Source organism: Sinomonas cellulolyticus, from assembly GCF_014656475.1.
Taxonomy (GTDB): domain Bacteria; phylum Actinomycetota; class Actinomycetes; order Actinomycetales; family Micrococcaceae; genus Sinomonas; species Sinomonas cellulolyticus.
Genome location: NZ_BNCM01000003.1, coordinates 344,092 through 367,389, shown reverse-complemented (window position 1 = coordinate 367,389; position 23,298 = coordinate 344,092). Strand labels below are relative to the sequence as shown.

The following is a 23,298-nucleotide window of genomic DNA, read 5'->3' as shown; positions in this document are numbered from 1 at the left end:
CTGGTTTTCGCGAGTGGGGTCAGGCAAACTCATGCGTCCAGCCTATCCGGTTGGCTGTAGCACGCAGGAATCGACCGTCAGTTGAAGATGATGTTCACCTGACGAGCCCAGTCGCTGTTGGTCAGCTGCCATGTGCCGCCCCGGACAATTCCCACAGTAGAGCCGCCAGAGCCGTCCCAGTCACCGGTGACGGGCGCGTCTGTACCCAAGCCATAGGGGAACGCGTTGTCAACAGACTGGCCGTTGTTGCTCAAGTAGAACCACCCGTCTCGCCATACGCCAACGCCGAAGTTTCGCCCCCCGGTCCAGTTTCCGCTCATCGGCGTGTCTTCAGGGTTGCCGAACGGGAAGGCATACCTTACCCCCGGATAGGGCTCCAACGAATCGGTCAAGTACCACATTCCGTTTCGCACCACCCCGATGGTAGTCACGCCCTGACCGTCCCAGTCACCAGTGATCGGCGTGTCCGTCGGCAGGCCATACGTGATGATGCGGTCTACGGTGAGCGTCGAGATTGAGTTGGAGAGCTGCCATACACCGCCGCGTACGATGCCCGGTGTGTCCACGCCATCGCCATTCCAGTCACCCACCACAGGAATATCCGTAGATCTGCCGTACCAGAAGCAGTAGGGTCCGGACGCGGGCTGCTGGAAGCACCATTGGCCTGCCTTGAACCAGCCCGCATACGCCTTCCCGCCTCCCCACCATCGACCGCTGATCGGCGTGGCGCCCGTCGGCATGCCTATGCCAGGCCGATCCCATGAGCTCACCATCATCGACAGCTGAGTCAAGTTGCCGTTCCAAACGTTGCTGTCGCCGTCGAACGGACCAGTGGAGCTGTACTGCCAGAAGCTGAATTGGCCCCAGCTTGCCGGCAGCGTCCCAGGCGAGGTCGATGGCGAATTCGGATACGCCGCGATCCACAGAGGGTAGTCGTTGAACGAAGAGTCGTTGAGGAGGCACCCCTGCCACCAGTCGGTCGTCGAGTAGATCACCGGGTAGCGGCCGGTTAACGCGTGGACAGTATTGCCGAAGTCGTGGATCCACGAGGAGAGTTGGGCCGCGTTCATGCTGTAACAGACGTCGCCGGCGCTCCAGCCGTTGATAGTCTGTCCCTGATATGGGTTGTACTCGATGTCCAAGACCGGCGGAAGTGTGATTCCGTCCGCGGTCCACTTTCCGCCGTTGGCCACGAAGTACTCGGCCTGCTCGGACCCTGAGGACCAGTTCGGGATGGCGAAGTGGTAGGCACCGCGCACCATGCCGACCCTTTGTGAACCTTGAATCTGCTGCCAGAAGGTCGGGCTAGTGTAGTAGTCTCCTTCGCTCGCCTTCACATACGTGAACCGCGAGCCGAGGTTCCACTGTGCTTGCCAGTCTACGTTTTGCTGCCATGCGCTCACATCTTGCCCCGGGATTCCGTACCCGGGTTGCCAGTGGCTCGGGTCGGTGCTCATTGGGAGTGTGCCCGGCACAGCGCGGGAGCCCGCCGGGAGGCCACCCGACGAGCGCTTCTCCTCGATTACTCGCTTGGACCGCTGGCCCATCTCCGCACCCCCAATCCCGATGGATCTCCGCATCGCTTCCTTCTGCTGGTCCGACTTGCGGCTCAGCGGGGTGGAATTCACGCTCGGGACTGACGGAGTGCCCGTGGTCTGGGATGTTGGCGTACGATCCGACGGTCGGCCTGTGGATACAGCTGGACTCGGTGGCGAAGGGGCCGCCGGAGTGGCAGAAGACGATGGAGAAGCAGAAGCCGAAGGCCCGTTGGGGGCCGCCGCAGATGGTGCCACGACCGCCAGGGAGAGCAGGGCTGCTGTTGCCAGCGCTCCAAAGATAGTAGGCCTCGTACGGTGGTGAGGCGATTGACTCAGCATGCCCCTTCTCCAAACTGCGGACGAGTGACCACGAGGGCCCATCTCTTCGCTTTGCTAGTTCGTGCGGCGGTCCTCCACGGGCGCGCGGGGTCCATCGACCCGTTTCAGATTAAAACACTCTTGTGACGGATGTGAAAAGGGAGCCTGTCGTGGTTTGTGAGACGTTGTTGCTTGGGTCCATGACGAGCGAACGATCACTCGGTACGGTCGTGAATCGGTCTATGCTTTGAGCATGTCCAACAGGTAAGTTCCATATCCACTCTTGGTGAGTTTTTGGGCTCGGGCGCGGAGTTGGTCGTCGGTGATGAAGCCCTGGCGCCAGGCGACTTCTTCGGGGGCGCCGATTTTGAGTCCCTGCCGGTTCTCAACAGTCCGGATGAAGTTCGAGGCGTCGTTGAGGTCCGCGAAAGTGCCCGTGTCCAGCCACGCCGTGCCGCGGGGGAGGACTTCGACCTGTAGCTTCCCGGCTTCGAGGTAGGTGCGGTTGACGTCTGTGATCTCGAGCTCGCCGCGCGCCGAGGGCTTGAGGGACTTCGCTATGGCGACGACGTCGTTGTCGTAGAAGTACAGCCCGGGGACGGCGTAGTTGCTCTTTGGGGAGGCAGGCTTCTCCTCGAGGGAGACCACGCGGCCGTCGCCGTCGAGTTCGACGACACCGTAGGCGCTGGGGTCTTTGACCCAGTAGCCGAAGACGGCGGCGCCGTCGATGTCGCGGTGCCGGCGCAGCTGTTCGCCCATGCCCGTGCCGTAGAAGATGTTGTCGCCCAAGACGAGAGCGACGGTGTCGTCGGCGATGTGGTCCTCGCCGAGCAGGAAGGCCTGAGCGAGCCCGTCGGGGGAAGTCTGCTGGACGTAGCTGATCGAGATCCCGAAGTCGGCTCCGTCTCCTAGGAGGCGATGGAAGTGGGCCGCGTCGTCCGGTGTCGTAATGATGAGGATGTCCCGGATCCCTGCCAACAGAAGTGTGGAGAGGGGGTAGTAGATCATGGGCTTGTCGTAGACGGGGACGAGCTGTTTGCTGACGCCTAGCGTAATCGGGTGGAGGCGCGACCCTGTTCCCCCGGCCAGGATGATTCCCTTCATGCCTGTTATCTTCGCGGTTCGAGCTGCCATTCCCCAACCCGATAGATTCACGTGTATGAAACTCCTCGTCACCGGCGGGGCCGGCTTCATCGGCTCCAACTTCGTCCACTACGTGATCGCGAACACCAGCCACCACGTCACGGTCTTGGACAAGCTGACCTACGCCGGGAACCTCGAGTCGCTCAAAGGCCTGCCGAGCGAGCGTTTCAGGTTCGTCAAGGGAGACATCGCCGACGCGGCGCTGGTCGACGAGCTCGTAGCGGAGGCAGACGCAGTCGTGCACTATGCCGCAGAGAGCCACAACGACAACTCGCTCCACGACCCGCGGCCGTTCCTCGACACCAACATCATCGGCACCTACACGCTCATCGAAGCTGCGCGCCGCCATGGCACGCGCTTCCACCACATCTCGACGGACGAGGTCTACGGCGACCTCGAGCTTGATGACCCCGCGCGCTTCACCGAGCAGACCCCGTACAACCCCTCGAGCCCGTACTCCTCCACGAAGGCCGGCTCGGACCTGCTCGTGCGGGCGTGGGTGCGGTCCTTCGGCCTCCAGGCCACGATCTCCAACTGCTCGAACAACTACGGGCCCTACCAGCACGTCGAGAAGTTCATCCCGCGCCAGATCACGAACGTGATCGACGGCGTCCGCCCGAAGCTCTATGGGAAGGGTGAGAACGTCCGTGACTGGATCCACGCCAACGACCACTCCTCGGCCGTCCTGACCATCCTCGACAAGGGCGAGATCGGGGAGACCTACCTCATCGGCGCCGACGGCGAGCAGAACAACAAGGACGTCGTCGAGCTGATCCTCGAGGAGATGGGCCAGCCCCGCGACGCCTACGACCACGTTGTCGACCGGCCCGGCCACGATCTCCGCTATGCCATCGATTCCACCAAACTCCGCAACGAGCTCGGCTGGAAGCCCGAGTACTCCGACTTCGAGGCGGGCCTGGCGGCAACCATTGCCTGGTACAGGGAGAACGAGGGCTGGTGGCGTCCCCAGAAGGCGGCGACCGAGGCCAAGTACAAGGAGCAGGGCCAGTGAACGCCGGACACATCGAGTTCTCCAAGCCCCTCGCAGCGCATGAGACGACCATTCCCGGCGTCGTGCTCTACGACCTGCCAGTGCACGGCGACAACCGCGGATGGTTCAAGGAGAACTGGCAGCGGGAGAAGATGCTCGCACTCGGCCTGCCGGACTTCGGGCCCGTCCAGAACAACATATCGTTCAACGAGAAGGCCGGCACCACACGTGGAATTCACGCCGAGCCATGGGACAAGTACGTGTCGGTGGCGACTGGCCGCATCTTCGGGGCATGGGTGGACCTTCGCGAGGGGCCGACCTTCGGCGCGGTGTTCACCGCCGAACTCGATCCTTCCAAGGCCATCTTCATCCCGCGCGGCGTCGGCAATGCCTTCCAGACGCTCGAGGACGGAACCGCCTACTCCTACCTCGTCAATGACCACTGGTCGGCGGACGCCCAGAGCGAATACACGTTCCTGAACCTGGCGGACGAGACGGCGGCGGTCCCCTGGCCGATTCCCCTCGAGCAGGCCGAGCTCTCCGAGAAGGACAGGGCGCATCCGCGCCTGGCCGACGTCACTCCCATGAGGCCGAAGAAGATCCTCGTGCTCGGCGCCGGTGGCCAGCTCGGCAAGGCCCTGCGGAAGGCGTACGACGGCGCCGGCTCGCCCGAGGGGCCGAACGCGCCCGTCGAGTTCGCGACCCGGGCGGAGTTCGACCTCGCCGATCCGAACGCGTACGCCTCGAGGAACTGGTCGCAGTACTCGACGATCATCAACGCAGCGGCCTACACCGCCGTGGACAAGGCGGAGACGCCGGAGGGGCGCCGCGATGCCTGGGCGATCAACGTCAGTGCCGTCGCTAAGCTGGCCGCCATCGCTGTAGAGCACCGCCTCACCCTCGTCCACGTCTCAAGCGACTACGTGTTCGACGGGACTGTCGAGGTGCACGACGAGGATGAGCCGTTCTCGCCGCTGGGAGTATACGGCCAGACCAAGGCGGCCGGGGATGCTGTCGTGTCGGTCGTTCCGAAGCACTATATTGTGCGCACCTCCTGGGTCATCGGCGAGGGCAACAACTTTGTCCGGACCATGGCGAATCTCGCGGCGAAGGGCGTTAAGCCGTCGGTTGTGAATGACCAGATCGGCCGGCTCTCGTTCACTGAGGACATCGCTGCAGGCATCCGGCACCTCGTCGAGACCGCCGCCCCTTACGGCGTCTACAATCTGAGCAATGACGACGAGCCGCAGTCGTGGGCCGACGTTGCGAGGTCGGTCTACCACCTCACGGGCCACGAAGCCACGGACGTGACAGGCATCACCACCGAGGAGTACTTCACTGGAAAGACAGCAGCTCCTCGCCCCCTGCACAGCTCTCTGAGTTTGGCCAAGCTCATTGCGCTCGGCTATGTACCCGAGCCCCAGGACCGCCGACTCGCCGTGTATCTGCGCTCCTAGTATGCGTTCGTGGGGCGCAGTGCCGGCCCTTCCCAGCCGTGCGCCCCGACCCCGTCACCGGACTTGTCGAATGTTCCGCCGGGGCATCAGTTGCCGCCGCGCGAGCGGGCACTGGTCTTCCGGATGAGCTCTCTCGGGGTTCCCGCCGCGAACTCGACAAGGCACGACGCTTCGAAGTTTCGACGGCGGAAGTCGGCAATGAGGGCTTCGACTGAATCACGCCACGTGTGCTGCGATGAGGAGGCTGCGTAGGCGTTGTCGAACTCGCGGGAGGTGGCCGGCGGCCGCTCCTGAAGCGTGTCCACCATGGCCTGCCTCCTGCAATTCACCCGACGTTTACAGAATCCGTTAGGCTGGGCTTGCTGCCGGGCCGGGGGGCCCGTAGGGGGCAGCACGCCAGGGGGGAATCCTGTGGAGGCACTGCGTCTCGCCGAGGCTGAGATCCGCGAGCTTATCCGTTTGCGCGGTATCGATCCGCTGCTCGAGGCAACCGAGACACGTCGGCTCGTGGACGCCGCCGTCGTCGACTATGACGAGCGCGCACTGCTCGGCGCTGTCCCGCCGTTGGGATCGCTTGAGGCCGCGCGCAAGAGCCTGTTCGACGCCGTCGCCGGTTTCGGACCGCTCCAGCCGCTCCTCGATGATCCGAGCATCGAGGAGATCTGGCTCAACGCTCCGCACGAGGTGTTCGTGGCCCGCGGTGGCGAGTCCGAGCTGACGGGGGTGACCCTCACAGAGCAGCAGGTCAGGGACCTCGTCGAGCGGATGCTCAAATCCTCCGGGAGGCGGTTGGACCTCTCGAGCCCCTTTGTGGACGCTGCGCTGCCCGACGGGTCTCGCCTCCACGTGGTCATCCCGGACGTGACGCGCCGGCACTGGGCCGTGAACATTCGGAAGTTCGTGGTGAAGGCAAGCCGTCTCGACCACCTCGTTGAGCTCGGTTCCCTCACCCCGCAGGCGGCTCGCTTCCTCGCAGCAGCCGTGTCGGGCGGACTCAACATCCTGGTCTCGGGGGCTACCCAGGCCGGGAAGACAACCATGCTCAACTGCTTGGGCGCAGCGATCGGCTCCCGTGAGCGCGTCGTGACAGTCGAGGAGATCTTCGAGCTGCAGTTCCCGCTCCGCGACGTTGTAGGCCTTCAGTGCCGTCAGCCTAACCTCGAGGGCACCGGAGAGATCCCGATGCGCCGTCTGGTGAAGGAGGCGCTGCGCATGCGTCCGGACCGGCTTGTGGTCGGGGAGGTCCGCGAAGCCGAAAGCCTGGACATGCTGATCGCTTTGAACTCCGGGCTTCCCGGGATGTGTACCGTGCACGCCAACTCCGCCGCCGATGCTGTCACGAAGCTGTGCACACTGCCGCTTCTGGCTGGCGCCAACATCTCCTCATCCTTCGTTGTGCCCACCGTGGCGGCCTGCATTGACCTCGTGGTCCACTGCAGCCGCCACGCGAACGGGAGGCGGCAGGTGACCGAAATCCTCGCGCTCGGCCAGCGTGTCGAGAACGGCATCATCGAGACGTCTTCAGTTTTCGCCGTGGACGGCGACGGTATGCTACGGGCCAGCCCCACCGGGCTTCCAGCTCTTGAGAAGTTCGAGCGCGCGGGCATCGACGTCTTCCCGCTCTTGGCGAGCGCCTGATGGCGGCCGCTGTCGGACTCCTCGGCGGAGCAGGGCTCTTTCTCGTCTGGTGGTCCTTCTGGCCGCTGCCTGAGCGGTTGCAGACGGAACGCAGGCCCGGGCGCCTCGCGCAACTCATCGTCCAGGCTGGCATCCAACGTGTCACGCCGGGCGGGCTCGTGCTTTCGAGCCTCGGTCTCGGCGCCTTTGTCGCCCTCGCGTTCTATGCGGTCACCGCTGCAGCTCCTGTGGGACTGTGTTTTGGCCTCTTCGCTGCAGGACTCCCAGTGGCGCTCGTGAGCTGGCAGGCAAAACGCAGGGCCGCCGTCATGCGCGAGCTCTGGCCAGACGTCGTGGACCACATCCGCTCCGCCATACGTGCCGGCCTCTCCCTCCCCGAAGCACTCATGCAACTGGGATACAAGGGTCCCGAACAGCTGCGAGGAACGTTCCTCGAGTTCGCGGCGGACTACCGCTCCGGCGGCAGCTTCAGCGTCGCCCTCGATCGCCTCAAGGAGCGGCTCTCCGATCCGGTCGCCGATCGCATCGTGGAGGCGCTGCGGCTCACGACGGAGGTGGGCGGTTCCGACCTCGGCCGGCTCCTCGGAACTCTGTCGGAGTTCCTCCGCGAGAGCGCCAGGACGCGCAGCGAGCTCGAGGCACGTCAGTCGTGGACCGTCAACGCGGCGCGGTTGGCCGTGGCGGCGCCATGGATCGTGCTCCTGCTGATGTCGACCCGCCCCGAGGCCATGGCTGCGTACGCGCGCCCCGCGGGTCTCGTCGTGCTGATAGCCGGTCTCGCCGTGTCGGCGTTCTGCTACCGGCTCATGCTCCGCATCGGGGCGCTTCCGCAGGAAGAGCGGGTGCTGAGGTGAGCGGGACGAGTGCCGTCGCCGCGTTTGCGGGGCTGCTGCTCGGGATCGGGCTGTGGCTCACATTCGTCAGGCTTCCCGTGATGCGCCGGACCACGTTCAGTGAAAGGGTCGCGCCGCAGCTGCGTTCAGCAGAGAAGCGCTCCCGGTTGCTTGCAAGCGAGCAGGCCGGCATCACACCGTTCGGTCCGCTCGAGCAGATCCTGCGTCCGCTGCTGCGCGATGCCGCCGGCTCGCTTGGTCGGCTCAATCTCGGCAATGCCGCGCTTGCGCGGCGGCTTGCGAGGGCCGGCTCGCCGAAGAGCCCTGTCGACTTCCGTGCGGAGCAGCTGCTCTGGGCGGGTGCCGCGTTCGTCGCCGCCGCACTCGCTGCGGCGGCCGGTGCAGTGGCGGGCAGGCTCAACCCGGTCTTCGCGACGCTCATGGTCCTCGCGGCAACGAGCGCCGGATTCATGGCGCGGGACTACGTGCTCGGCTCTGCCATCGCCAAGCGCAAGCAGCGGATCCTGGGCGAATTCCCTGCGGTGGCGGACATGATGGCACTGACGGTGGGCGCCGGTGAAACTGCCGCGGGTGCTCTGGACCGTACTTCCAAGGTCTCCCGCGGCGAGCTGGCTCGTGAATTCGCCCACACCCTCGCGGACACGCGGTCAGGGACGCCCCTCGTGGACGCGCTCCATGCCATGGCCGACCGAGTGGACCTCGCGCCCATCACGCGGTTCGTCGATGGTCTGGTCGTTGCTGTGGAGCGCGGCACGCCTCTCGCAGACGTCCTCCGCGCCCAGGCCCAGGACGTGCGCGACCTCGCGAAGCGCGACCTCATGGAAGCGGCGGGCAAGAAGGAGATCGGCATGATGGTGCCGCTGGTCTTCGGTGTGCTTCCGCTCACCGTCGTCTTCGCCGTCTATCCAGGCGTCGCAGCCATCACTTTGGGCTTCTGACCACATACCCATCACATCGCTACACACCCAATCGGGGGAGAGGGAACTATGTACACCAGGAACCGACAGGCAGACCACCGACGCGTCAACACGTCGACACCGCGCACGAGGCAGCTCCAGAGGGCCACTCTCGGCCGGCTGGTCGTCACGGTCATCGGACTGCCGGCCGTCATTGCCGCCTACATGTGCAACCGGGCGGTGAGCGGTGGCCGCGACCGCGGTGACGTGCCGGGCTGGGTCATGATCACCCTGATGTCGGCCGTGCTCGTCATGGGCCTCCTCGCGGTCGCGGGCCCCGCCCTTGAGGGCCTGTTCAATCAGGCCATCAACAGGGTCAGCAAGTAGGAGTGGACGGAGACCTCAGCCGCGGTTCGTGGGCGGCCCGGCCCACGAGGGGCGGCGAAAATGGATCCGCGGTGGCGGACTTCGTCATGGTGGGCGGCCTTCTCGTGGCACTCGCCCTGTCGATCGTCCAGCTCAGCCTCGTGCTCCACGTGCGCAACGTGCTGGTTGATGCTGCCGCCTCCGGTGCGCGCTATGGCACGCTCGCGGACCGTACCGCCGCCGACGCCCGTCAGCGCGCCGAGGAGCTCATCACTGCATCGGTCGGCGCGGACTATGCCAGGGACATCCGGGTCGGGCACGCCGACGTCGCCGGGCTGCGCACGCTCGAGGTGCGTGTGCTGGCGCCGATGCCGGTCGTGGGACTCCTCGGACCGGCGGGACAGATGGAGGCGGCCGGTCATGCGCCGGTCCAGTGACTGGGCTCGTCGGATCTCGGTCACCTGCCGCCACCTGGCAAGGAGTGGGGCGAGCAGTGAGTCCGGGAGTGCAGTGGTCGAGTTCGTCTTTCTGGGCGTGCTCCTGCTCGTGCCAGTGGTGTACTTCGTCATCACCGTCGCGGCCCTGCAGGGCGCCTCGTTCGCTGCGACAGGAGCAGCTGACCACGCGGTGAAGTCGTTTGCCCAAGCCACGGACGACGGCGCCGCGAGTGCGGCTGCGGAGGCTGCGGTGGCGGTAGCCATGGCAGACTTCGGCCTCGCCGACCACAGTGCACGCCTCGAGCTCACGTGCGACCGCAGTCCATGCCTCCAGGCCGGTGCCGCGGTGCGCGCCGTGGTGCGGGTCGATGTCCCGCTGCCGTTCAGTCCGGTCGAGCCCCGATTCGGGTTGACAGTGGGCCGCGTCGAAGCGGCGGCGACGCAGATCGTCGGGAGGTTCAGGTGAGGGCATCGGCGCGGGCCATCGCACTCAGGGCGCGGCCGGCAGTGCGGGGCGACGAGTCCGGCCAGCTGATGGTGATGATCATCGGCTGCGTTGTGCTCTGCCTGCTCGTGGCCACCACGGTCATGGCGGTCTCGGCCGTGCACATCGAGCAGCGCAAGCTACTGTCCGCGGCCGACGGCGCGGCGGCGGCCGCCGCTGACAGCTTCCGGATCGCGGAAACAGACTCCGCGGATGGCCCGCCCTCCGCTGTCCTCGCGCCGGACCGGGTCCGCGGCGTCGTGGCCACCTACCTTGAGCGCGACGGCGCGCTAGCCCGCTTCGAGTCGCTCACGGTGACCTCCGCGACCGGGACGCCGGATGGAAGGACCGCGACCGTCAGCCTCGCGGCCGTCGCTCGCATACCGGTCGCCAACTTCCTCCTGCCCGATGGGGTGCCCATCCAGGCAACCGCCAATGCCCGGGCCCGGCTCGTACGGTGACCCTCCCGCAAGCCGTGAAAGTTGGGGATCACGTCCATGGCGTAACCTTGGATGGTTATGGCTGACATCGATTTTCCCGCAGAAATCCGCGCGCTGCGCGCCACCCACGCCTCCATCGAGCAGGTGACCGACGTCGACGCACTGCGGGAGGAGATCAGCGAGCTGAGCGAGGCCGCCGGCGCGCCGGACCTGTGGGACGATCCGTCGAAGGCCCAGCAGGTGACGTCCCGCCTCTCGCACCGGCAGTCGGAGCTCGAACGGGTGGAGAAGCTGGGAGAGCGGATCGATGACCTCGAGGTGCTCGTCGAGCTCGGCCAGGAGGAGGGCGACGCCGACTCGCTCACCGAAGCCGAGAAGGAGCTCGCCTCGATCCGCAAGTCCCTCGAGGAACTCGAGGTCGTCACGCTCCTGAACGGCGAGTACGACGAGCGAGAGGCAGTGGTCACCATCCGCTCGGGCGCCGGCGGTGTCGACGCCGCGGACTTTGCCGAAATGCTCATGCGCATGTACCTCCGCTGGGCGGAACGCCGCGGCTACCCGACCAAGGTCATGGACACTTCGTACGCGGAAGAGGCGGGCCTGAAGTCTGCCACGTTCGAGGTCAACGCCCCTTTCGCCTACGGCACACTCTCGGTCGAGGCCGGCACCCACCGCCTCGTGCGCATCAGCCCGTTCGACAACCAGGGCCGCAGGCAGACGTCCTTCGCCGCGGTCGAGGTCATCCCGCTCATCGAGCAGACCGACTCGATCGAGATCCCGGACAACGAGATCCGGGTCGACGTGTTCCGCTCGTCGGGCCCCGGCGGCCAGTCCGTCAACACCACAGACTCCGCGGTGCGCCTGACGCACCTGCCGACGGGCATCGTCGTGTCGATGCAGAACGAGAAGTCCCAGATCCAGAACCGGGCCGCGGCCATGCGCGTGCTCCAGTCGCGGCTCCTGCTGCTGAAGAAGGAGCAGGAGGACGCCGAGAAGAAGGCGCTCGCCGGAGACGTGAAGGCCTCGTGGGGCGACCAGATGCGCTCCTACGTGCTCAACCCCTACCAGATGGTCAAGGACCTCCGCACCAACCACGAGGTCGGCAACACGGCCGCCGTGCTGGACGGGGACATCGACGACTTCATCGACGCCGGCATCCGGTGGCGGGCAGGCCAGCGGCACGAGGCCAACGAGAACTAGACACTCCCGGCGGTCAGAGGCCCGGCGCTACCTTCGGGGGCGCCGGGCCTCTCTGTGTCCCGCACCGACCGCAAGCGATGGGCCGCGAGGCTCAGCGGTGGCATCCCGACGTCCTGGGATCGTGAGCGCCAGGCGCGAACCCCTTGACGGCCAGCCCCCCGCCGTCGTACGTTTTCTGTGACCTGAATCACCTTTCATGTTTCCGCTCCTGCACCCGCGAGAAAGGCATTCGCGTGAAGGCAACAAAGAAGTTCCTCCTCACCGCGGCACTGGCCACCGGCCTCGTCGCCACGGGCTGCGCGCCGAGTACGTCCACCGCCTCGGGCGGTGGCTCCTCCGACGCCGCGCGGACCGTCAACGTCGGCATCGTGTACTCCAAGACGGGCCCGCTCGCGGCCTACGGCGAGGCCTACTACGAAGGCCTCCAGGCCGGCATCAAGTACGCCACTGGCGGCACCGGCAAGGTCGGCAATGCCACCCTGAACCTGACGTACCAGGACGACGCAGGCGACCCGGACAAGGCCGTCTCGATCGCCAAGGACCTCATCGGCAAGGACTACAAGATCCTCGCCGGTACGGTGGTCTCCGGCGTCGCGCTCAAGCTCGCCGAGCAGGCAGCGCAGAACAAGGTCCTCTACATTTCCGGGCCGGCCGCGACCGACGCGCTCCAGGGCATCAACAAGTACACCTTCCGCTCCGGCCGCCAGTCCCTGCAGGATGTCGCCACCGCCGGCACCTTCGTGGAGGACCTGAAGGGCAAGAAAGTCGTCGTCTTCGCGCAGAACAACGCGTTCGGCCAGGGCAACGTCGCCGCCGTGAAGGCCGTTCTCGGCGCGAAGGGCGCTACGGTCGAGCAGGTCCTCGTCCCCGAGGACGCCACCGAGTTCACTCCCTTCGCGCGGCAGATCATCGACGCGAAGCCGGCGCTGACGTTCGTGGCCTGGGCGGGCGCGACGAGCGGGGCCATGTGGCAGTCGCTCACCCAGCAGGGCGTCTTCGACGCCGCCCCCGTGGTCACCGGCCTTGGCGATGCCTCGACGTTCTCCGCCTACGGCGCGGCGAGCGGCAAGATCAGCTTCCTCAGCCATTACTTCCCCGGCGCAGGCGGGAACAACCCCGTCGAGCAGGAGATGATCAAGGACGTCACCGCGGCCGGCAAGAAGCCGGACCTCTTCACCCCGGACGGCTTTGTGGCCGGCCAGATGATCGTCCAGGCCGTCAAGTCCGGCGCGAGCGTCGATGACATGGTCAAGGGGCTCGAGGGCTACTCCTTCGACGCGCCCAAGGGCAAGGAGACCGTCCGCGCCTCCGACCATGTGCTCCTCCAGCCCATGTACCAGGCCAAGCTCGTCCAGAAGGACGGCGCGTGGACCCCGGAGCTGGTCAAGACCGTTCCGGCCGACGCCGTGGCCCCCGCAGAGAAGAAGGGCTGACGCATGGCTGCGAGCCCGGGGCACCCCGCCCTCGCGGTCGAGGGCCTCGGGCTCGCGATCGGAGGCGCGAGCATTCTGGCGGACGTCGCGTTCGAGGTCGCCCGCGGTGAGATGCTCGGCGTGATCGGCCCCAACGGCGCCGGCAAGACAACCCTGTTCAATGTCCTCTCAGGACTGGCCAGGCCCACCGCCGGCCGCGTGCTCCTCGATGGAGCCGACGTCACCCACCTCGCGGTCCACCGGCGTGCCCGCGCCGGGCTGGGCCGGACCTTCCAGACGTCGAGCCTGTTCGGCGGCCTCACGGTCCTGGAGAACGTCCGGCTTGCGGCCCAGTCGAGGCTCGGCGGAAGCCTGTCGGTGCTGACGTTCCCCCGGGCGCACGACGCCGCCACTGGCCGGGCGCGCGAGACCCTCGCCGAGGTGGGGCTCGCCGGACGGGAGGAGGACCGTGCGCAGGGGCTCTCGCACGGAGACAAGCGGAAGGTGGAGATCGCCATGATGCTCGCCACAGATCCGAGCGTCGTGCTGCTGGACGAGCCCATGGCGGGCGTCGGCTCCGGGGACGTCGGAGCGCTCAGCGACGTGATCCGGGGCCTCCACCGGGACCGGGGAACCACGGTGCTCATGGTGGAGCACCACATGGACGTGGTCCTGGGACTCGTGGACCGGGTCGCCGTGATGCACCACGGGCGGCTGCTCGCGATCGGCACCCCCGAGGACGTCATGGCCGACGACACCGTCCAAGCCGCCTACCTTGGGGAGCCTGTGTGAGCGACATCCTGGAAATCGAGAGCCTCAGGGCCCATGTGGGCGGCCAGCAGGTCGTCGAAGATGTGGCCTTCACCGTGCCCGACCGCGGCGTGACGGCACTCCTCGGACGCAACGGCGTGGGGAAGACGAGCACCGTGAAGGCGGTGCTCGGCCTGATCGGCCGCTCGGGCCGGGTGCGGCTCGCGGGGGAGCGCATCGACACCGAGCCGACGCACCGCATCGTCCAGCGTGGGGTGGGCTACGTGCCCGAGGACCGCGAGGTCTTCTCGAAGCTCACGGTCGCCGAGAACCTCCAGCTCGCGGTGCGCGGCAGGCCGTCGCCCGAGCGGCGGGAGCTCGTCGAGTCCCTCTTCCCCGACCTCGTGGCCCGTGCCCAGCAGCCAGCAGGGACGCTCTCGGGCGGCCAGCAGCAGATGGTGGCCCTCGCCCGGGCCCTCCTGAACGAGAACCGCGTGCTCCTCGTCGACGAGCCGACGAAGGGCCTTGCGCCCAAGGTCGTCCAGGAGGTTGCCGTGGCGCTCGAGGCCGCGGCGGCCACCGTGCCGATCCTCCTCGTCGAGCAGAACCTCGCCGTGGTGCGCAGGCTCGCCGCCGGGGCGATCGTCCTGGCCGGCGGCCGCGTGGTCCACCGGACGGACAGTGCGCGCGGCCTGCTCGACGACGAGCCCCTCACCCGCCGCCTCCTCGGAGTGGGAGGCGAGCCGCACGAGGGCGACGGGCCCAGCGTCCGGCACCGCCCGCCGTCGTCCGCGGCCACGGCGACCGGAAACGGAGGCGCCCTATGAGCACCGTCATCCTGCTCACCGTCACGGGCCTGGGCCTGGGGGCGCTGTACTTCCTCGTCGCCTCCGGACTGTCCCTGATCTACGGGCTCATGGGCGTGCTGAACTTCGCCCACGGCTCGTTCCTCACGCTGGGGGCGTTCCTCGGCTGGGAGGTTGCTCGCAGGCTGGGCGCTGACTCGTGGTGGGTCTTCCTGCTCTCCCTCCTGGTGGGCGCCGGGGCCGGTGCCGCCGTCGCCGCGGTCACCGAACTTGCCCTCATCCGCCCCCTCTACCTCAGGCACATCGAACAGGTCCTGGTCACCGTCGGCCTCGGGCTCGCAACCGTCGCGCTCTTCGACGGGATCTGGGGAACGGACGCCGTCTACATCGGCGGGCCGGCTTGGTTTAAGGACACGACCGACGTCCTCGGCGCGAAGGTCCCCAACGACCGCTTCGTCGCCATCATCTGCGCGGCCGCCGTGCTCGCAGGCCTCGTGCTCTTCCTCAAGCGCACCCGCTACGGGCTCATCATCCGCGCCGGAGTCGAGAACCGCGCCATGGTCACGGCGCTCGGCATCGATGTGCGGAAGGCCTTCACGCTCGTGTTCGCCATCGGCGGGGCCGCCGCCGGCCTCGGGGGAGTGCTCGCGAGCCACTACTTCGGCTACGTCTCGCCGCTGCTCGGCGGATCGCTGCTCATCTTCGCGTTCATCGTCACCGTCATCGGAGGCCTCGGCTCCCTCACGGGTGCAGCCATCGCCTCCGTCGGGGTGGCTGTCCTCCAGCAGTTCGCCAACTTCTACTTCGGGATCGGGGACTTCATCGTGGTGCTGGCGCTCGCCGTCGTGCTGCTCGTGCGGCCACGCGGACTCATGGGAGCGGCGGCATGAGCCGCGGGGCAACGCGGCGCGCGGCCGCTCCGCGCGGCGCCATGGCACGCATGCCGTGGGGGCGCGCGGCGGGCGGGGCCGCCGCACTGCTCGTCCTCGCCGTCCTGCCGCTGTTCGCGATCGACCTCCCGGGCGTCCTTCCCGGCCCCACGTACACGCCGGGCTCGCTCCAGCTGCTCGCGCTGTGCTTCGCCATGGCGGCGGCGGCGCTGAGCTACCACCTCCTCCTCGGTGCAGCGGGCCTGCTCTCGTTCGGACACGCCCTCTCGTTCGGCGCCGGCGTCTACGGGCTCGCCGTGATCCTCGGCCAGCTCGGGCTCCCGCTGGTGCCTGCGGCGCTGCTCGCCCTCCTGCTCGCGATCATCCTCGCCCTCGTGGTCGGCAGCATCAGCCTCCGCGTAAGCGGGATCCCGTTCGCCATGGTCACGCTCGCGTTCGCGCAGGCCGGGTCGGTGCTCGTGCGCCGCAACCCCGGGGGCGCGACGGGCGGCGATGAGGGGCTGAGCCTGGCGACCCAGAACCTGCCGGACAGCCTCGTCGGCGTGGTGAACACCCGGAACCTCTACTGGCTCGCGCTCGTGGCGCTCGTCCTCGTCTACGCGGTGGTCCTCTGGATCCAGTCGAGCCGCGCTGGGCACGTCGCCGAGGCCGTCCGCGAGAACGAGCTGCGGGTGCGGGTCCTGGGCCTCTCCCCGTTCGCGCCCAAGCTGCTCATCTTCACCGTGGGCAGCGCCCTCGCCGCGGTCGCCGGGATGCTGTACCTGCTCCTCCAGTCCGGTGCGGTGCCCCGTTCGGTGTCCTCCGACCTCACCATCACGCTCCTGGTCATGGTGGTCCTCGGGGGCGTCGGCTCGCGCTGGGGGGCGATTGTCGGCGGAATCCTCTACACGCTCCTCGACCAGCGCCTCGCGGCCCTCGCGGCCTCTCCTTCGATCAAGGAGCTCCCACCGGTGCTGCGCATCCCTCTCTCGGAGCCCCTGTTCATCCTCGGTACGCTGTTCATCCTGGTGGTGCTGTTCCTGCCCGGCGGACTCGCGGGCACTGCGGGCCGGCTGCGCGCACGACGGCGGGGAGCTGGCCCCGTGCCCGAGCCCGCCGAGCGTCTCGAGAAGGTCCTGGAGGACGCATGAGCGAACTGGCACCCGGCACCGGCCGGGCATCGATGGCAGCGCCTGACGGCCTGCACACCCTCGGCCGCTGGACCGCGGACCGGGCCCGCAGCACTCCGGACAGGGTCGCCGTGGACGACCGCGGCGTGAGCGTCACGTACCGCGAGCTCGACTCGCGGGCGGCGGCGCTCGCCGACGCCTTCCGCTCGGCCGGGTACGGCCCGGGGCTGCGGATCGCGACCCTCACCGGCAACAGTTCCGACCACGTGGTCCTCTTCTTCGCGTGCGCCAAGGCCGGCCTGACCCTCGTCCCGCTCTCGTGGAGGCTCGCCCCGGCCGAGCTCGCCGAACAGCTGGGCATAGCCGACCCGGCACTGCTCGTGGTGGAGCCCGAGCATGCCGCACTCGGCGCCGCGGCCACCGCGCTGCTGCCGGTCCCGCCGCCCACGGCGGAGCCCGGCCGAACGGGCATCGAGCGCACGATGCCGCGGCTGGGCGACGCGCTGCCGAGGCACCCCGTCGCCGATGACGACCCGCTCCTGGCGGTCTTCACCTCAGGCACCTCCGGCCAGCCCAAGGCAGCCGTCCTCACCCACGCGAACTGCTTCTGGACCAACCTCTCCTTCTCGCGCACCGTGGAGATCGGGCGCGACGACGTGGTCCTGTGCGTGATGCCCCAGTTCCACGTGGGCGGCTGGAACATCCAGGCCCTCCTCGCCTGGTGGACGGGGGCAACGGTAGTGCTCGAGCGGGGCTTCGACGCCGCACGCGTCCTCAAGCTCATCGCGCTGCGCGGTGTGACCACCATGATGGGAGTCCCCACGCACTACCTCATGCTGTCCCAACAGCCCGGGTTCGCCGACGCCGATCTGACGAGCCTCACGCGCGCCGTCGTGGGCGGGGCGCCGATGCCCGCGCCGCTGCTGCGCACATGGCACGCGCGCGGCGTTGCCCTCACCCAGGGCTACGGACTCACGGAGGCCGGCCCCAACGTGCTCTGCCTGGCCCCTGAGGAGGCGCTCCGGCGGGTCGGATCGGCCGGCACTCCGTACCCGCACGTCGACGTCGCTGTCGCGGACCCGGCAACCGGCCATGAGGTTGCAGGCCCCGGTCGGGGCGAGCTGTGGGTGCGTGGTCCAGGGGTGTTCGCGGGATACCTCGACGACCCGGCCGCTACCGCTGAGGTGCTCACCGACGGGTGGCTGCGGACGGGGGACATCGTCGAGCGCGACGAGGAGGGGTTCCTGCGGATCGTGGACCGGCTCAAGGACATCTACATCTCGGGCGGAGAGAACGTCTCGCCGTCCGAGGTCGAGCAGGCGCTCCTGGCCCACCCGGCGGTCGCCGACGCCGCCGTGATCGGCGTGCCCGACGACCGGTGGGGTGAAGCGGGGGCCGCGTTCGTCGTCGTGCGCGACGGCGCGGCGACCGACGCCGAGGAGCTCACCGAGCATCTCCGTGCCGTCCTCGCGCACTTCAAGGTGCCCCGCACCATCGAACTGGTCGAGCACATCCCGCGCTCGGGTCTGCACAAGGTCGCCAGGTCGAGGCTGCGGCAGGCCCGCGCGGCCGAGGAGCGGCGATGAGCACGCAGCCGCGGACGGCCCGCGGCACGCGGACACGGTCCAGGCTCGTGGCAGCGGCCGAGGAGGTCTTCGCCTCCGCGGGCTACCACGATGCGTCGATCGTGAAGATCACCGAGCGCGCGGGAATCGGCCTCGGCACCTTCTACCTGTACTTCGCGGGCAAGCAGGAGATCTTCGACGAGGTGGTGGACGACCTCAACGCAAGGGTGCGGCGCGCGATGACCGAGGCGGCCAGGGCCGCGCCGTCCCGCCTCGAGGCAGAACGGGCCGGGTTCCGGTCCTTCTTCCGGTTCACGGCCGAGCACCCTGCCCTGTACCGGATCATCCGGCAGGCCGAGTTCGTCTCGCCAGCGGCCCAGCGGCGGCACTACGAGAGGATCGTCCGCAGCTACGTGCAGGGACTCACCGCCGCGCAGGCTGCGGGGGAGATCCGGCCGATCGACCCCGAAGTGGCCGCATGGGCGCTCATGGGCATGGGCGAGCTCTTCGGCATGCGCTACATCCTGTGGGCCGCGGAGGATGCGGCACACGCCGGGGGAGACGCGGACGGAGTAGCCCTGCCGACGGACATTCCCGACCACGTGCTGGACACGCTCATGGACTTCATCCGGCGGGGCCTCGCCCCCGCCGACCGCCAGGAGGCGGGCACACCGAGAGAGGGCACTTCCCATGACTGACATGCCTGCCTACCGCACCCTCGACGTCGAGGTGAGAGGCGGCCGGCTGCGTGCTGGCGAGTGGTCACGCACCATACCGGCCGACCATCACGGGGGGCCGCTTGTCCTCGCAATCCACGGCATCACCGCCTCCCATCGTTCCTGGGCCCCGGTCGCCCGGGCGTTGCTCGACGGGGCGGGGCACGACGGCGCGGGGCACGACGGCGCGGGCCCGGCGGTTCCCGGCGACGCGCCTCGTCGGCTGCTCGCCCCAGACCTGAGGGGGCGCGGCCGCAGCAACGCGCTTCCCGGGCCCTTCGGAATGGCCCAGCACGCCGATGACATGGCCGCCCTCCTGCGCGCCGCCGGTGCGTCCTCCGACGCGCCCGCCGTCGTCCTGGGCCACTCGATGGGCGCCTTCGTCTCGCTCGTCCTCGCAGACCGGCACCCGGAGCTCGTGGACCGCCTCATCCTCGTGGACGGCGGACTGCCGCTCGAGCTGCCCGCCGGGATGAGCCGCGAGGAGGCCCTGCACGCACTGCTGGGGCCGGCCATCCAGCGGCTCTCGATGGAGTTCCCCAGTGCCGAGGCGTACCTCGACTACTGGCGTCCCCACCCGGCCTTCGCGGGGACTTGGGGCGCCGACGTCGAGGACTACATCCGCTACGACCTCGACGGCGAGCCTCCCCACCTGCGTCCCTCCACAGCCCTGGCCGCCGTGGCCGGCGACAACGAGGACCTCTACGGGGGCGATGCGCTGCTCGGGGCCCTCGGGCGGCTGCGGGTTCCAACCGTTCTGCTCCGCGCCGAGCGCGGCTTCCTCGACGACCCGGCACGCCTTTACCCGGACGAGGCGCTCGACCGGGCCCGCCGGGAGTACCCCGGCATCGAGGTGCGCGATGTGCCCGGCACCAACCACTACACGATCATCATGGCGGACCCAGGTGCAGCCGTCGTTGCCCGCACAGTGGCCGAGGCGGTGCGGGAGCGGACGGACGGGCCACACGCCGTCCGGGCTGCCTCGCCGGAGCGGGTCTCCGACACGCCGGGCTGAGAACGGACTGCCGTCCGATGGCTGTGGTTATAGTCGAGCAGCCGGCGCCATCTGCCCCCCAGACCCGCCCGTGCGCCGGGCGACGGACGCGTGCGTCCCGACGGGCCCGAAAGCCATGATCCGCTTCGAGAATGTCACGAAGGTCTATGACCGCAAGGCCCGGCCCGCGCTCGATTCCGTGAGCCTGGAGGTCGAACGGGGCGAGTTCGCGTTCCTCGTGGGCGCGTCCGGCTCGGGCAAGTCCACGTTCCTCCGACTCGTCATGCGGGAGGAGCGCGCCACGAGCGGCTCCGTCTTCGTGGCCGGTCAGAACGTCGCGTCGCTGCCGAGCTGGCGGGTTCCCCGCCTCCGCCGCAGCATCGGCGTCGTGTTCCAGGACTTCCGCCTGCTGCCGCAGAAGAACGTCTTCGCCAACGTCGCCTTCGCGATGCAGGTCATCGGCCGCAGCAGGGCGATCATCCGCGACGCTGTCCCGGAGGTGCTCAAGATGGTGGGGCTCGACGGCAAGGAGCACCGGATGCCGCATGAGCTCTCCGGAGGTGAGCAGCAGCGCGTTGCCATCGCCCGCGCCGTCGTGAACCGGCCCGGGATCCTCCTCGCCGACGAGCCCACCGGCAACCTGGACCCCACGACGAGCCAGGGGATCATGCACATCCTGGACCGCATCAACCAGAACGGCACCACCGTCGTCATGGCCACGCACGATACCGACATCGTCAATTCGATGCGCAAGCGGGTGATCGAGCTCGTGGACGGAGAAGTGGTCCGCGACGAGGCGAGGGCACTGTACACGGCGATGATCCCGGCGGTCGGTCAGGAGGAACGCTCGTGAGGGCCGCCTTCATCCTCGGGGAGATCGCCGGCGGCCTCCGCCGGAACCTCACCATGGTCGTCTCCGTGATCCTCGTGACCTTCGTATCGCTCACGTTCGTCGGCGCAGCCGGCATGCTCCAGCTGCAGATCAACCAGATGAAGGGCTACTGGTACGACCGCGTCCAGGTGGCCATCTTCCTGTGCAACGGCACCTCGAGTGCTCCCGGGTGCGCCTCCGGCGCCGTCACCGACGACCAGCGCTCGGCTCTGGAAGGCCTCCTGAGCTCGCCCGCCGTTTCCCAGTACGTCGCCGACTACCACTATGAGTCGCAGCAGGAGGCGTACCAGCACTACCGTGACCAGTTCGCCAACTCGCCCATCGTGGACTCCGTAACCCCGGACCAGCTGCCCGCATCCTTCCGGGTCAACCTCAAGGACCCCCAGAAGTACCAGATCATCTCGGAGACGTTCTCCTCCCGCCCGGGCGTGCGCCTCGTGAGCGACCAGCGGGAGGTCCTCGAGAGGCTCTTCTCCGTCATGAACGCGGCCTCGCTCGTGGCCATTGTCATCGCAGGGATCATGATCGTCTGCGCCATCCTGCTGATAGCCACCACCATCAGGCTCTCGGCGTTCTCACGACGGCGCGAGACGGGCATCATGCGGCTCGTGGGAGCATCCAAGCTCATGATCCAGCTGCCGTTCGTGCTCGAGGGGACGATCGCCGCGGTGGTCGGTGCCCTGCTGGCCTCGGGCACACTGTGGGCCGTGGCCAAGTTCTTCCTCGGCGACATGCTCACTGCCCAGTACCCGGGCACCGCGTTCATCTCGCCGTCGCAGACCCTCGTGCTCGCACCGCTGCTGATTGCCCTGGGCGTGGTCCTCGCAGGGGTGTCTTCGATGCTGACCCTCCGTCGGTACCTCAAGGTCTAGGCGCGCAGGAGGCGAACCACAGATGATGAGCTCCCCGTTGGCACGTGCCGCACTGCCACAGAACGTCCGCGCGGCGGTCCGCCGCGCCGTCGGCCTCTCGGCGACGGTCGCGCTCGTGGTCGGCCTCTCGGTCACCGGGTCTGCCGTCAGCGGCCCCGCGGCAACAGCGGACAACCTCGACGACCAGAAGGCCCAGCTGGAGCAGCGCGCCCAGGACGTCAAGGAGTCCCTCGAGTTCCTCGACGGGAAGATCCAGCAGACGGCCGCGGATCTGGCCACGTACCAGGCGCAGCTGCCCGGCGCCCAGCAGGCGCTCCTCGACGCCCAGGGCAGGGTGACCACGGCGACGAACGAGGTCAACGCCCTTGCCGTGCGCGTCGATGCCGCCCAGCAGAACAAGGCGAAGATCACCGCCCAGATCGAGGCAGACCGCGGCAAGATGGACAGCACCAAGAAGCTCATCGGCGAGATCGCGAGCGAGTCCTATATGTCCGGCGGGGTGCCCTCGAGCATCGGCGTGATGCTCGGCTCGGGGGACAAGGACTCCCTGACCGGCTCCCTTGACCTCGCCGACACCGTCATGGAGAGCCAGAACAGCGCCCTCGAGCAGCTGTCGCAGCAGAACGCGGCGAATGTGAACTCACAGGCGCGCCTCGACGCCGTCGAGGCGGAGATCAAGGACCTCAAGGCGAAGGCGGACGAGGCGCTCGCAAGGGAACAGGCTGCCCGGGATGATGCCGCGGCGAAGAAGGCCGCCGTGGACAAGCTGGTCGACGACACCGGCCGGCTCAGCCGCGAGCTCGAGGCTCAGCGACCCGCGATCCAGCAGCAGATCGCCGACGTCAAGGCGCAGCAGGACCAGGTCGCGGCGCAGATCGCCGAGCGGGACCGGAAGCTGCGCGAGGCGTGGGAGGCCGAGCAACGGCGGATCGCGGCGCAGCGCGCGGAGGAGGCGCGCCAGGCGGCCATCAGGGCGGGGCAGGAGCGGGCGGCAGCTGAGGCGGCGGCTCAGGCGGCTGCCGACCAGGCCGCAGCCGAAACCCGGCAGGCGAAGGCCGCCGCGGTCACCCAGTCCTCCTGGGGGCTCATCCATCCGTTCCGCGGCATCCCGATCACGTCGGGCTACGGATGGCGGGCAACCCCGCCGGGCACCATCGACTTCTACGGCACCGGAGGCTACATGCACACCGGCATCGACTTCGGGGCGCCCTGCGGCACGCCCGTCTACGCTCCCGCCGCCGGGACCGTGACCACCGCGGGCTGGACGAACGGCGGCGGCGGGTACACGGTCATGATCTCCCACGGCGTGGTGAACGGGAACTCGCTCACCACGGTCTACTACCACAACTCGAGCGTGCAGGTGTCGGTAGGACAGTCGGTGGCCCAGGGCCAGCTCATCGCGTACTCGGGCAGCACCGGCAACTCCACGGGCTGCCACGCGCACTTCGAGACCTGGCTCAACGGCAGCCCGGTGGATCCGATGGGCCTGCTGTAGACTATCCTGATTCAAACCCCGCAACCCGAGGAGTT

Annotated in this window: 24 protein-coding genes; 21 read left to right on the top strand and 3 right to left on the bottom strand. The window is 68.3% G+C overall.

Annotated elements, in window-relative coordinates; all coding sequences use genetic code 11:
- Positions 1-77: 77 nt before the first annotated feature.
- Both IE231_RS05755 and rfbA read right to left on the bottom strand, forming a co-directional pair.
- Positions 78-1,457, bottom strand: coding sequence for a GH25 family lysozyme (locus IE231_RS05755; protein WP_189692959.1), 1,380 nt, complete (start codon positions 1,455-1,457; stop codon positions 78-80).
- A 639-nt stretch (positions 1,458-2,096) separates the two neighbouring features.
- Positions 2,097-2,960, bottom strand: coding sequence for a glucose-1-phosphate thymidylyltransferase RfbA (gene rfbA / locus IE231_RS05750; RefSeq protein WP_189692958.1), 864 nt, complete (start codon positions 2,958-2,960; stop codon positions 2,097-2,099).
- 55 nt (positions 2,961-3,015) lie between these two features.
- Here rfbA and rfbB point away from each other — a divergent pair, with 55 nt between their 5' ends.
- On the top strand, positions 3,016-4,011 hold the full coding sequence (rfbB, locus tag IE231_RS05745) for a dTDP-glucose 4,6-dehydratase (protein ID WP_229866517.1): 996 nt from the start codon (positions 3,016-3,018) through the stop codon (positions 4,009-4,011).
- Positions 4,008-5,447, top strand: a complete 1,440-nt coding sequence (locus tag IE231_RS05740; RefSeq protein WP_229866516.1) for a sugar nucleotide-binding protein — start codon at positions 4,008-4,010, stop codon at positions 5,445-5,447. The genes rfbB and IE231_RS05740 overlap by 4 nt, the downstream gene beginning before the upstream one ends.
- 86 nt (positions 5,448-5,533) lie before the next feature.
- On the opposite strand, the gene IE231_RS05735 is transcribed toward IE231_RS05740, so the two are convergent.
- Positions 5,534-5,755, bottom strand: coding sequence for a hypothetical protein (locus IE231_RS05735; protein ID WP_189692956.1), 222 nt, complete (start codon positions 5,753-5,755; stop codon positions 5,534-5,536).
- Between the two features lie 103 nt (positions 5,756-5,858).
- Here IE231_RS05735 and IE231_RS05730 point away from each other — a divergent pair, with 103 nt between their 5' ends.
- The 19 genes from IE231_RS05730 (at position 5,859) to IE231_RS05640 (ending at position 23,263) form a co-directional block, all read left to right on the top strand.
- Complete coding sequence (locus tag IE231_RS05730; RefSeq protein WP_189692955.1) at positions 5,859-7,085, top strand: TadA family conjugal transfer-associated ATPase; 1,227 nt, start codon at positions 5,859-5,861, stop codon at positions 7,083-7,085.
- Complete coding sequence (locus tag IE231_RS05725) at positions 7,085-7,939, top strand: type II secretion system F family protein (protein WP_189692954.1); 855 nt, start codon at positions 7,085-7,087, stop codon at positions 7,937-7,939. The genes IE231_RS05730 and IE231_RS05725 overlap by 1 nt, the downstream gene beginning before the upstream one ends.
- Complete coding sequence (locus IE231_RS05720) at positions 7,936-8,877, top strand: type II secretion system F family protein (RefSeq protein ID WP_229866515.1); 942 nt, start codon at positions 7,936-7,938, stop codon at positions 8,875-8,877. The genes IE231_RS05725 and IE231_RS05720 overlap by 4 nt, the downstream gene beginning before the upstream one ends.
- Positions 8,878-8,925: 48 nt before the next feature.
- Positions 8,926-9,222, top strand: coding sequence for a hypothetical protein (locus tag IE231_RS05715; RefSeq protein WP_229866532.1), 297 nt, complete (start codon positions 8,926-8,928; stop codon positions 9,220-9,222).
- A gap of 71 nt (positions 9,223-9,293) precedes the next feature.
- Entirely contained in the window at positions 9,294-9,638 is a 345-nt protein-coding gene (locus IE231_RS05710) for a TadE family protein (protein WP_306341558.1), read from the top strand.
- Positions 9,639-9,711: 73 nt separating this feature from the next.
- On the top strand, positions 9,712-10,104 hold the full coding sequence (locus IE231_RS05705; RefSeq protein ID WP_189692953.1) for a hypothetical protein: 393 nt from the start codon (positions 9,712-9,714) through the stop codon (positions 10,102-10,104).
- Positions 10,101-10,583, top strand: a complete 483-nt coding sequence (locus tag IE231_RS05700) for a pilus assembly protein TadG-related protein (RefSeq protein ID WP_229866514.1) — start codon at positions 10,101-10,103, stop codon at positions 10,581-10,583. Before IE231_RS05705 ends, IE231_RS05700 begins: the two co-directional genes overlap by 4 nt.
- Positions 10,584-10,640: 57 nt before the next feature.
- Positions 10,641-11,762, top strand: a complete 1,122-nt coding sequence (gene prfB / locus IE231_RS05695) for a peptide chain release factor 2 (protein WP_189692952.1) — start codon at positions 10,641-10,643, stop codon at positions 11,760-11,762.
- A 233-nt stretch (positions 11,763-11,995) separates the two neighbouring features.
- A complete protein-coding gene (locus IE231_RS05690; RefSeq protein WP_189692951.1) occupies positions 11,996-13,195 on the top strand; it encodes a substrate-binding domain-containing protein in 1,200 nt (399 codons plus the stop codon).
- A gap of 3 nt (positions 13,196-13,198) precedes the next feature.
- Positions 13,199-13,966, top strand: coding sequence for an ABC transporter ATP-binding protein (locus tag IE231_RS05685; protein WP_189692950.1), 768 nt, complete (start codon positions 13,199-13,201; stop codon positions 13,964-13,966).
- Positions 13,963-14,751, top strand: a complete 789-nt coding sequence (locus IE231_RS05680) for an ABC transporter ATP-binding protein (protein ID WP_189692949.1) — start codon at positions 13,963-13,965, stop codon at positions 14,749-14,751. The genes IE231_RS05685 and IE231_RS05680 overlap by 4 nt, the downstream gene beginning before the upstream one ends.
- Complete coding sequence (locus tag IE231_RS05675; RefSeq protein WP_189692948.1) at positions 14,748-15,620, top strand: branched-chain amino acid ABC transporter permease; 873 nt, start codon at positions 14,748-14,750, stop codon at positions 15,618-15,620. The genes IE231_RS05680 and IE231_RS05675 overlap by 4 nt, the downstream gene beginning before the upstream one ends.
- Before the next feature lie 50 nt (positions 15,621-15,670).
- Positions 15,671-16,750 (top strand): branched-chain amino acid ABC transporter permease, encoded by a 1,080-nt coding sequence (locus IE231_RS05670; protein WP_374189415.1) that lies wholly within the window; start codon positions 15,671-15,673, stop codon positions 16,748-16,750.
- Positions 16,747-18,315: an AMP-binding protein gene (locus IE231_RS05665; protein ID WP_229866513.1), complete on the top strand. Its 1,569-nt coding sequence runs from the start codon at positions 16,747-16,749 to the stop codon at positions 18,313-18,315. Before IE231_RS05670 ends, IE231_RS05665 begins: the two co-directional genes overlap by 4 nt.
- Complete coding sequence (locus IE231_RS05660) at positions 18,312-18,992, top strand: TetR/AcrR family transcriptional regulator (protein ID WP_189692947.1); 681 nt, start codon at positions 18,312-18,314, stop codon at positions 18,990-18,992. The genes IE231_RS05665 and IE231_RS05660 overlap by 4 nt, the downstream gene beginning before the upstream one ends.
- A complete protein-coding gene (locus tag IE231_RS05655) occupies positions 18,985-20,025 on the top strand; it encodes an alpha/beta fold hydrolase (RefSeq protein ID WP_189692946.1) in 1,041 nt (346 codons plus the stop codon). The genes IE231_RS05660 and IE231_RS05655 overlap by 8 nt, the downstream gene beginning before the upstream one ends.
- Before the next feature lie 115 nt (positions 20,026-20,140).
- Positions 20,141-20,857 (top strand): cell division ATP-binding protein FtsE, encoded by a 717-nt coding sequence (gene ftsE, locus IE231_RS05650; protein WP_189692945.1) that lies wholly within the window; start codon positions 20,141-20,143, stop codon positions 20,855-20,857.
- Positions 20,854-21,768: a permease-like cell division protein FtsX gene (gene ftsX / locus IE231_RS05645; protein WP_189692944.1), complete on the top strand. Its 915-nt coding sequence runs from the start codon at positions 20,854-20,856 to the stop codon at positions 21,766-21,768. Before ftsE ends, ftsX begins: the two co-directional genes overlap by 4 nt.
- Before the next feature lie 22 nt (positions 21,769-21,790).
- On the top strand, positions 21,791-23,263 hold the full coding sequence (locus IE231_RS05640; protein WP_229866512.1) for a M23 family metallopeptidase: 1,473 nt from the start codon (positions 21,791-21,793) through the stop codon (positions 23,261-23,263).
- Positions 23,264-23,298: the final 35 nt, after the last annotated feature.